The sequence below is a fragment of the Rhizobium sp. BK376 genome, assembly GCF_004341625.1.
Classification (GTDB): domain Bacteria; phylum Pseudomonadota; class Alphaproteobacteria; order Rhizobiales; family Rhizobiaceae; genus Rhizobium.
Window position 1 is genome coordinate 871,660 of the sequence record NZ_SLZG01000001.1, and the last position, 9,185, is coordinate 880,844.

Sequence of the window (9,185 nt, forward strand, 5' to 3'; positions counted from 1 at the left end):
TTTAGGATAGTCTGGCGTCGTCCTTGAATTCGTCTTCTTTCGCCGCAATCTATTTTGGAGTAATGCGGGCAGCCAGGCCCATAGAATAGCAAGAAAGAGGCTCCAGCCCGTGACCAAATTGCCAGAGACGCCCCTGCTGGATCAGGTGCAAATCCCTGCCGACCTAAGAAAGTTGGAAGATCGGGATCTGCCGGGGCTCGCGCGCGAAGTTCGCGACGAGATGATCGATGCGGTGTCGCGCACGGGCGGGCATCTAGGCGCAGGTCTCGGCGTCGTCGAGCTGACCATTGCCATCCACAAGGTTTTCGACACACCGGAAGACCGGCTGATCTTCGACGTCGGCCACCAATGTTATCCGCACAAGATTCTGACCGGCCGCCGCGACCGGATTCGTACGCTGCGCCAGGAAGGTGGGCTGTCAGGCTTTACCAAGCGCGCGGAAAGCGAATACGACCCGTTCGGCGCTGCTCACTCGTCCACGTCGATTTCGGCCGGGCTCGGCATGGCCGTGGCTTCCGATCTCGCCAAGACGGATCGCAAGGTGATCGCTGTCATCGGCGATGGCGCCATGTCGGCCGGCATGGCCTATGAAGCGCTGAACAATGCCGGCGCGCTCGATGCGCGGCTGATCGTCATCCTCAACGACAACGATATGTCGATTGCGCCCCCGACCGGCGCGATGAGTGCCTATCTCGCGCGCCTGGCATCAGGCCGCAGCTACATGGGCTTCCGGGATTTTGGAAAAAAGCTGACCGCCTATCTCGGCAAGAGCGTCGACCGCGCCATCACCCGCGCCGTCGAGCATGCGCGGGGCTATGTAACCGGCGGGACGATGTTCGAGGAGATGGGCTTCTATCATATCGGCCCGATCGACGGCCATTCCTTCGACCATTTGTTGCCGGTGCTGCGCAATGTTCGAGACAATGCCCGCGGCCCCGTGCTGATCCATGTGGTGACGCAGAAGGGCAAGGGCTATGCGCCAGCAGAGGCCGCGCCTGACAAATATCACGGCGTCAACAAATTCGATGTCATCACCGGCGCGCAGGCAAAGGTGAAGCCGAATGCGCCGAGCTATACCAGCGTTTTCGCCGAAGCTCTGGTGCAGGAGGCGACGTTCGACGACAAGATCGTCGGCATTACTGCCGCCATGCCCAATGGCACCGGTCTCGACAGGCTTCAGGAAGTCTTCCCGGCCCGCTGTTTCGACGTCGGCATTGCCGAGCAGCATGCGGTGACCTTCGCTGCCGGTCTGGCTGCCGAGGGCTTCAAGCCTTTTGCGGCGCTCTATTCGACCTTCCTGCAGCGCGCCTATGACCAGGTGGTGCATGATGTAGCGATCCAGGGCTTGCCGGTTCGTTTCCCGATCGACCGCGCCGGTTTCGTCGGCGCCGACGGGCCGACGCATGCGGGCTCGTTCGACACCGCCTTCCTCGCCACCCTGCCCGGCTTCGTGGTCATGGCAGCGGCTGACGAAGCGGAACTGAAACACATGGTGCGCACCGCCGCCGCCTATGACGACGGTCCGATTTCCTTCCGCTATCCGCGCGGCGAAGGCGTCGGGATCGAGATGCCCGAACGCGGCCAGATCCTGCAGATCGGCAAGGGCCGCGTCGTCAAGCAGGGCTCGAAAGTGGCGCTGCTCTCCTTCGGCACCCGACTTGCCGACAGTCTGCTCGCTGCGGAAGATCTCGATGCTGCCGGTCTCTCGACCACGGTTGCCGATGCCCGCTTTGCCAAGCCACTGGATCACGACCTGATCCGCCAGCTCGCCAGCCACCACGAGGTGCTCATCACAGTCGAGGAAGGCTCCGTCGGCGGTTTCGGCAGCCAGGTCATGCAGTTCCTCGCGATGGAAGGCCTGCTCGACCATGGCTTGAAGATCCGTTCGCTGGTCATGCCAGACATCTGGATGGATCAGGCAAAGCCCGAGGTCATGAATGCCCAGGCGGGCATCGACCGATCAGGGATCGTCCAGACCGTGTTCAAGGCACTTGGTCGCAGCCGGATCGTTGGGGCTGCCGGCTGAAGGTGCGCGGCTCCCCTTCTCCCCTCGCGGAGAAGGTGCCCGGAGGGCGGATGAGGGGGCGGCAAGCGCATTGCTCTCGGTGAACCCTAGGGATACAAAACAGCCTCCGAAGTTGCCCTCGGAGGCTGTAGGTCACACTAAGCCAACACCGGCTGCTTCTCAGAACTCTTCCCAGCTCTCCTGGACAGCGGCCGCCGCCGCGGCACCGCCGCCGAATGCCCTGCCGACCTTGCCGGCGAGTGCGCGGGCCGGCGATGCTGCCGGGCGTGACTGAGCGGTGGCCACAGCGGGACGTGCCGCTGCGCGGCTTTCGTTGCCGAGCCTGAACTGACGCAGGAGTTCGTTCAATGCGCCGGCTTCCTTGGCGAGCGCATGGCTTGCGGCCGTCTGTTCCTCGACCATGGCGGCGTTCTGCTGCGTGCCCTGGTCCATGTTGTTGACGGCGGTATTGATCTCCTGCAGGCCGACCGACTGTTCGCGGGTTGCCGTGACGATCGCGCCGACGTGACGGTTGATCTCCTGGACCTCCGTGACGATCGTCTCCAGCGCCTTGCCGGTTTCGCCGACGAGCGAGACACCGGAATGAACCTGGTCGCTCGAGGTGTTGATCAGCGCCTTGATTTCCTTCGCCGCATTGGCGGAGCGCTGGGCAAGTTCGCGGACTTCTTGGGCAACGACGGCAAAGCCCTTGCCGGCTTCACCGGCGCGGGCGGCTTCGACGCCGGCGTTCAGCGCCAGAAGGTTGGTCTGGAAGGCGATGTCGTCGATGACGCTGATGATGTTGCTGATCTCGCCGGAAGACTTCTCGATCTCCTGCATGGCGAGAACGGCCTTGCGGACCACTTCGCCGGAGCGCTCGGCGCCCATGCGGGCACGCTCGACGAGCTGGCCGACATCCTCGGCGCGCTTGGCCGAATCCCGAACCGTCGTCGTGACTTCCTCAAGGGCGGCAGCCGTCTCTTCGACTGCAGCGGCCTGCTGCTCGGTGCGGCGGGCAAGGTCATCTGCGGCAGAGCGGATCTCGCCGGCGCCGGCGTTGATGGCCGATGCATTATGACCAACCGACTGAAGAGCCGCTTCCAGCTTTTCGACGGCATTGTTGAAGTCCGCACGGAGGCTGTCGAACTGCGGGGCGAAGGGCTTTTCCAGGCGTGCGGCAACATCGCCGCCGGCAAGGGACGACAATCCCGAGGCAAGTGCCTGGATCGCGAAGCGGATCTCGCCCTCTTCGCGGGCCTTCTGCTCGTCGCCAAGCTGACGCTGGCGCTCTGCGTCGACGCGCATCTTTTCGGTTTCGCCGGTCAGGCGCATCTTGTCGATCGCCGCTTCCTTGAAGACGAGGACGGCTTCTGCCATGCGGCCGACTTCGTCGCCGCGGTTAAGCGCGGGAACCTCGATATCGGTCTCGCCGCTCGCCAGACGACCCATGGCCGATGTCATGCCGACGATCGGGCGAACGATGGTACGCGACAGCAGCCATGCCAGAACGCCTGCTGCCAGCGCGGCAACGATACCACCGATGGTAAGCGTCATGCTGAGAGTGCTGTTTGCCTCTTCCTGCATCGCGGCAAGCGCATCAGCCTTGGCGCGGGCGGCCTTCTTGATGTTGGCGGCAGCCTCGCGGAAACCGTCCAGCTGGCCTTTTGTTTCGTTGACGCCGATCTTGACGATCTGGTCGACCGACATTTCGGTTTCCTTGCGGGCCTTGGCTTGCGGCTCGGCGAGCTCGTGGAAATAGAGGTCGGCGGCCTTCTGCATGGTGTCGATCGCCTGCAGCATGTCGGCCTGGCCGTCGGCTGCATCCTTGGCGGCGTCGATGCTCTTCAGCATGCGATTGCGGTTCGCGAAGATATCGCCGTAGGTGCTGTCGCTACGAAACAGCAGGAAGCCGCGCAGGTTGACGGCCTGCTCAAGCATTGCCTGCAGCGAGTCGTCGATCAGGTTCACGAACTGCTGCGATTGCGCCTGTTCAGCCGAGGCCTTGGCTGAAATTTGTGCCTTGGAATAAACAAATGCGGAAACGGAAATGAATATCAAAATGAGCGCGACAAAGGTGATCGCAAGTTTGCCATTAAGGGAAAGGTTTTTCGCAGACATGGGCGAGCGCCTCCTGAGCGCTGTCCTTCGCGAACATCGACCTGCGCCAGCGGGCGGGAATGTTCGCTAAATCAATGAATTGGCATGATTGGACGGGGCGGGTGGCAAATGCCATCATGGCAGGCGCGATCCATCAGAAGGGATCATCTCAATCACCGTGAAACTAGCGGTTACAGCTTTAAAATCATTTAATTTTGTGCGCTGCAGCAGCGACTGCATTTACCTTTTTCACATGCCCGTGATCGGCCATTGCCAGACCCTGCACGCTGCCTTGTGAGCTACGGCTACACAAAAGGCTTGCAACCGAAGGCATTGGCCGTCATGGACAGGCCATGTCAGAACAACAGAACACACAACGTCTGGATCAGCTGCTCGTCTCGCTGGGTCTTTTCGCCAGCCGGTCGCGGGCGCGTGATGCCGTGCAGCGCGGCACGGTCAAGGTCGACGGCAAGGTCGTGACCAAGCCGAGCCTTACTTTTGCGGATAATGTCGACATCGCCATCGACGATCCAGCACAGGATTACGTCTCGCGTGCAGCGCTAAAGCTCGTAGCAGGGCTCGACCATTTCAAGCTCGACCCCTCGGGCAAGCAATGCGTCGATATCGGCGCCTCCACCGGCGGTTTCACCGAAGTGCTGCTGCAGCGCGGCGCGGCGCATGTCACCGCCATCGACGTCGGCCACGGGCAGATCCATCCGCGCGTCGAGAGCGATCCGCGCGTGACCAGCATCGAAGGACTGAATGCGCGCAACCTTGAGGCCGAGGACGTCGCCCATCCGATCGAGTTCGTTGTGTCAGACGTCTCCTTCATCTCGCTGAAGCTGGCGCTGGCGCCGGCGCTTGATATCGCCGAGCCGGAGGCTTACTGCGTGCTCCTCGTCAAGCCGCAGTTCGAGGCGGGGCGCGATGCGATCGCAAAGTCTGGCCTTCTCAAGGACCCCTCCTCCGCGCCTGATGTCGCGGCCGAGCTTGAGCGTTGGCTGCGCGAGGACATGGGCTGGCAGACGCTGGGGCTTATTCCCTCGCCGATCGAAGGCGGCGACGGCAATCACGAATTTCTTCTCGCGGGGCGCAAGGCATGAGCACCGAAACGGTCACGATCCAGAAACTGGGGGCACAGGGAGACGGTATCGCTCAAGGACCGGGAGGACCGATCTATGTGCCCTTCACACTGCCGGGCGAAACGGTCGCCATCGCGCGGGTGAAGAACCAGGGCACGGTCATGTCGATCACGACGCCCTCGCCGGAGCGGCAGGAGCCGGTCTGTCGGCATTTCGGGCCTGATGGCGTCAACGGAGCTTGCGGCGGCTGCACGCTGCAGCATCTGGCGGACGAGCCCTACCGCGCCTTCAAGCGCCAGCTCGTTGTCGATGCGCTCGCCTTCAAGGACCTGACGCCCGAGATCGGCGATATCGTCGCGGCCCATCCGGGCGAGCGCCGGCGCGTCGTCTTTGCCGCCCGCAAGACGGAAAAGGATATCCTGATCGGCTTCAACCAGGCCGAAAGCCATCACATCGTTGCCATCGAGGAATGTCCCATCTCCTCGCAGGGCATCATTTCCAAGCTGCCGGCGATCAAGGCCATAGCCAAGGCGCTCGCGCCCAATGCCGAGCCCTTCCGCCTGACTGTTATCGAGACGCTGTCGGGGCTCGATGTCGCCGCCGACGGCATCAAGAAGCTGGAGGATGCGCAGCGCCGCGGCGTGGTCGAAACCGTGCTGCGTCTCAGGGGCATCGCCCGCGTTTCGTTGAACGATGAAATCCTGGTGGAACCCGCAAAACCGCTGCTCGACTTCGGCGGCGTCTCCGTGTCCCCCCCACCCGGCGCCTTTACCCAGGCAACGAAGCAGGCGGAAGATGCGATGGCAGAGCTGGTTCTTGCCCATGTCGGTAAGGCAAAACGCATCGCCGACCTCTTTGCCGGCGCTGGCACTTTCTCGCTACGACTCGCGCGGATCGGCCGCGTTCATGCCGTCGAGGCCGAGGACAAGGCGCTTGCCGCGCTCGACCATGCCGCCCGTAACACGCAGGGGCTAAAGCCGGTCAGCATCGAGCGGCGTGATCTCTATCGCCGGCCCCTGATGACGGCAGAGCTAAAGCATTACGACGCCGTGATCTTCGACCCGCCGCGCGCCGGCGCCGAATTCCAGTGCAAGGAACTCGCCCGCTCCGCCGTGAAGAAGATCGTCGCCGTCTCCTGCAATCCGCTGACACTGGGCCGCGACCTCGCAATCCTGGTCGAAGGCGGCTACCGCATCACCAAGGTGACGCCGATCGACCAGTTTCTCTGGACGTCACATGTCGAAGTGGTGGTGGCGCTGGAGAAGTAGGGCGGACGCGGTTAGACCTGAACAGCTTTGCCCGGGCATCGCAACAGCGTCATTGGATGGTCGCTGATCTCACCTTCAGTCGGCGACCACAGCTTCCGGAAACGTGATGACAGTATCGGTTGGTCCCAGGAGACGACCGTCTTCGGCCAGAAGCCGCAGACGTTGCACCGGCGAGCCTTTCTCCTTGTCGACCAATGTCACATGCTGTTCTCCGGGTTCGAAGAAGAATTCCTCACCCCATTGCCGGAGAGCCACGAGCACCGGAAAGAGACCGCGTCCCTTCGCAGTCAGAACATATTCCTGGTAGGGGCTGCCGTCCGACGCAGGCACGGTATCCAGGATTCCATGCGACACGAGGTTGCGCAGGCGTGCCGACAGGATGTTTTTTGCCAATCCGAGGCTTTTTTGAAATTCGCCGAAGCGGCGTAGCCCATCGAACGCATCGCGAATAATCAGCAGCGACCACCAGTCCCCGATCGCATCCAGAGGCCGCGCTACGCCGCACATGGATTTCTGGTGACTAATTCTTTTTGCCATCGTGAACCTGCCTCTGTGCGAGCGCGAGCCGCGGGTTGAATTGCGCGCCTGAGCGACTGAGGTCGCCGCAGCGCCACATCGATATATCGGTTGCAAGTTGAAACCACAAGAGATATCGGTCTTGTGGTTTCAAACTAAAACCACACCGGAGAGTAATCATGATCCATGCTGACGCCGATTTTGCCGGCACCTTTCCATTTGCCCCGCATTTCACCCAGGCGCCGGGTTTCCGAATGCATTATGTCGATGAAGGACCGCGCGACGGAGAGGTCGTGCTCTGCCTGCATGGCGAGCCGACATGGGGCTATCTGTTCCGCCACCTCATTGCGTCTCTAAGCCCGACGCATCGCGTGGTCGTCCCTGACCACATGGGCTTCGGCAAGAGCGAGACACCTTCCGAGCGCAGCTACTGGCTTCAGGATCACATCGACAATCTGGAAGCCTTCGTTCTGGCCCTGGATCTCAAGGGCATAACGCTTGTCCTGCATGATTTCGGCGGACCGACCGGCATGGGACTTGCCGCTCGCCATCCGGATCGCATCCGCCGCATCGTCTCGGCCAATGGACCGACGCCGTTTGGCCAGGCGGAGATGTTTGATCGTGCCACGGCAAATGCCGCCGTCTCGCCTTGGTTCCAATGGATCCTCAAGGCGGAGGCCGAGGGCATCCTCGAAACCGTTCTCGGGCAGCTTGGTTACAACATCCTGAGCACGCTGAAGCTCAACGGTTTCGAGAACAACACTGTCATCACCGACAGCTTCATCGATGCCTATGCCGCGCCCTTTGCACATCCAGCCGATTGCCTCGGCGCGATTGGCTGGGCAAAGGGCTTTGCCAACGGCACCCACCGCTTCGAGGCGCCGGATGCTGCTGCGATAAGCAAAATCCGAGGGAAGCCGGCACTGGCGATATGGGGAGAAGCGGACCATACCCTTCACGCGAAGCATTTCTTGCCACTCTTCGCCGATCTTTTCCCCAACGCACCGATCGAACGGCTGCCGGGGGTCGGACATTATTGCTTCGAGGATAGTCCGGAGGAGATCTCGTCGCTGATCAAGGGATTTCTGAATAGAGCGTGAGCAATGTGCGGGGCACGGCGGAGTTGAAGAACTACGATGCAAGGAGTTTGCTCGCCCGCCGTCAAGAGAATCATCGCCGTGTCCTGCAATCCGCTGACTCTCGGACCCGACCCCGCGATCCAGCAAGGTGACGCCAATTGGCCAGTTCCTCTGGACGTCGCATGTCGAAGTGCTGATAGCGCTGGAAAAGTAGCGCATGGTCTTCAACGTCATGCGCGAAAGGGAAACGAAACGATTGCCGCTAGTTGAGAACGTTCACGTGTATTGTATCTAAATTCATTGTGCCGTTCTTGAAGGAAGTCCTAAGAGAGAATGTCTCCCGTCCAACAAAATCCGATCGCGGAGTATAATAGGCGGTAATACCCTGCACCTGCCTCGTCCCACATCTAGCATATTCGCCCGACGGATGAGCCGCGACCTTCTGTTGAATAAGCTCAACTCTTCCATGTTGCGGTGGGTCTATAATTGTCACTGACGGCACAACATCAAAGCTGCAATCGCTCTTGAGCTTCCAGGAAGTTCCGATGAACGTCCGTTCACCGCTAACTGCAGTCTTCATTACGTCGTAGCGATGAATACCATCAGCTCGCGCAATGCAACTCGATAGAAGAAGGCCAAATACAGTACCGCTTACAATCTTCAACATTTACATCGCCTAACACTGAAATAAACGGCTACTTTACGACTTTTACACGGATGGAAACGTCGTCCACGTAGCCCAATCCATATGACGAGCGTAGCTTAATACTGTCATCTCCCACGTATCCAGGGGTGGATGTGTAGTAAATCTCCTGCCCTTTCACGGCCTTTCCATTACACTTCGCATATTTTCCTTTTGCACCACTTGGAAACACGCCCTCCGTTACGACCTCGGCCGTGCCATGAGCCGGTCTTTCTATGATCCTCACGTTTGGTAATGTCGCGGCTGAACAATCAGGGTGAAGGTTCCAGAATGCGCCAAGATCGTGTCCATTGGAGTGGTGTAGCTGACGGCTGATTGCCGTGCTTTCCGACGTCGGGTCGGAGGGGATGTCAGCGTGCCACAGCGGGCAGACTGATTTGCGGATCATCGCTCATTTGGGCCATGGTCTCAAGGGTCATGTACCTGGCGCGTTGG

General features: G+C 60.7%; 6 protein-coding genes. 4 read left to right on the plus strand and 2 right to left on the minus strand.

Translation table 11 applies throughout. From position 1 onward, the window contains the following. Window positions 1-109: 109 nt before the first annotated feature. Window positions 110-2,026 (plus strand): 1-deoxy-D-xylulose-5-phosphate synthase, encoded by a 1,917-nt coding sequence (dxs, locus tag EV561_RS04505; protein ID WP_132517981.1) that lies wholly within the window; start codon window positions 110-112, stop codon window positions 2,024-2,026. Window positions 2,027-2,185: 159 nt separating this feature from the next. On the opposite strand, the gene EV561_RS04510 is transcribed toward dxs, so the two are convergent. Continuing rightward, window positions 2,186-4,123, minus strand: coding sequence for a methyl-accepting chemotaxis protein (locus EV561_RS04510; protein WP_132517983.1), 1,938 nt, complete (start codon window positions 4,121-4,123; stop codon window positions 2,186-2,188). Window positions 4,124-4,455: 332 nt separating this feature from the next. On the opposite strand from EV561_RS04510, the gene EV561_RS04515 reads away from it, so the two are divergent. Both EV561_RS04515 and EV561_RS04520 read left to right on the plus strand, forming a co-directional pair. Continuing rightward, the gene (locus EV561_RS04515) at window positions 4,456-5,205 is read left to right on the plus strand and encodes a TlyA family RNA methyltransferase (RefSeq protein WP_132517985.1); all 750 of its coding nucleotides are present in this window, start codon (window positions 4,456-4,458) and stop codon (window positions 5,203-5,205) included. Beyond that, on the plus strand, window positions 5,202-6,452 hold the full coding sequence (locus EV561_RS04520) for a class I SAM-dependent RNA methyltransferase (RefSeq protein WP_132517987.1): 1,251 nt from the start codon (window positions 5,202-5,204) through the stop codon (window positions 6,450-6,452). Before EV561_RS04515 ends, EV561_RS04520 begins: the two co-directional genes overlap by 4 nt. A gap of 75 nt (window positions 6,453-6,527) precedes the next feature. On the opposite strand, the gene EV561_RS04525 is transcribed toward EV561_RS04520, so the two are convergent. After that, the gene (locus EV561_RS04525) at window positions 6,528-6,989 is read right to left on the minus strand and encodes a helix-turn-helix domain-containing protein (RefSeq protein ID WP_132517989.1); all 462 of its coding nucleotides are present in this window, start codon (window positions 6,987-6,989) and stop codon (window positions 6,528-6,530) included. A 158-nt stretch (window positions 6,990-7,147) separates the two neighbouring features. On the opposite strand from EV561_RS04525, the gene EV561_RS04530 reads away from it, so the two are divergent. Further along, window positions 7,148-8,068 (plus strand): alpha/beta fold hydrolase, encoded by a 921-nt coding sequence (locus EV561_RS04530; RefSeq protein ID WP_132517991.1) that lies wholly within the window; start codon window positions 7,148-7,150, stop codon window positions 8,066-8,068. The last annotated feature ends 1,117 nt before the right edge of the window (window positions 8,069-9,185 follow it).

Bases quoted from the DNA above. Each gene is read 5' to 3' on its own strand.
- EV561_RS04510 (WP_132517983.1), bottom strand. From the start codon at position 4,123: ATGTCTGCGAAAAACCTTTCCCTTAATGGCAAACTTGCGATCACCTTT.
- EV561_RS04515 (WP_132517985.1), top strand. From the start codon at position 4,456: ATGTCAGAACAACAGAACACACAACGTCTGGATCAGCTGCTCGTCTCG.
- EV561_RS04520 (WP_132517987.1), top strand. From the start codon at position 5,202: ATGAGCACCGAAACGGTCACGATCCAGAAACTGGGGGCACAGGGAGAC.
- EV561_RS04525 (WP_132517989.1), bottom strand. From the start codon at position 6,989: ATGGCAAAAAGAATTAGTCACCAGAAATCCATGTGCGGCGTAGCGCGG.
- EV561_RS04530 (WP_132517991.1), top strand. From the start codon at position 7,148: ATGATCCATGCTGACGCCGATTTTGCCGGCACCTTTCCATTTGCCCCG.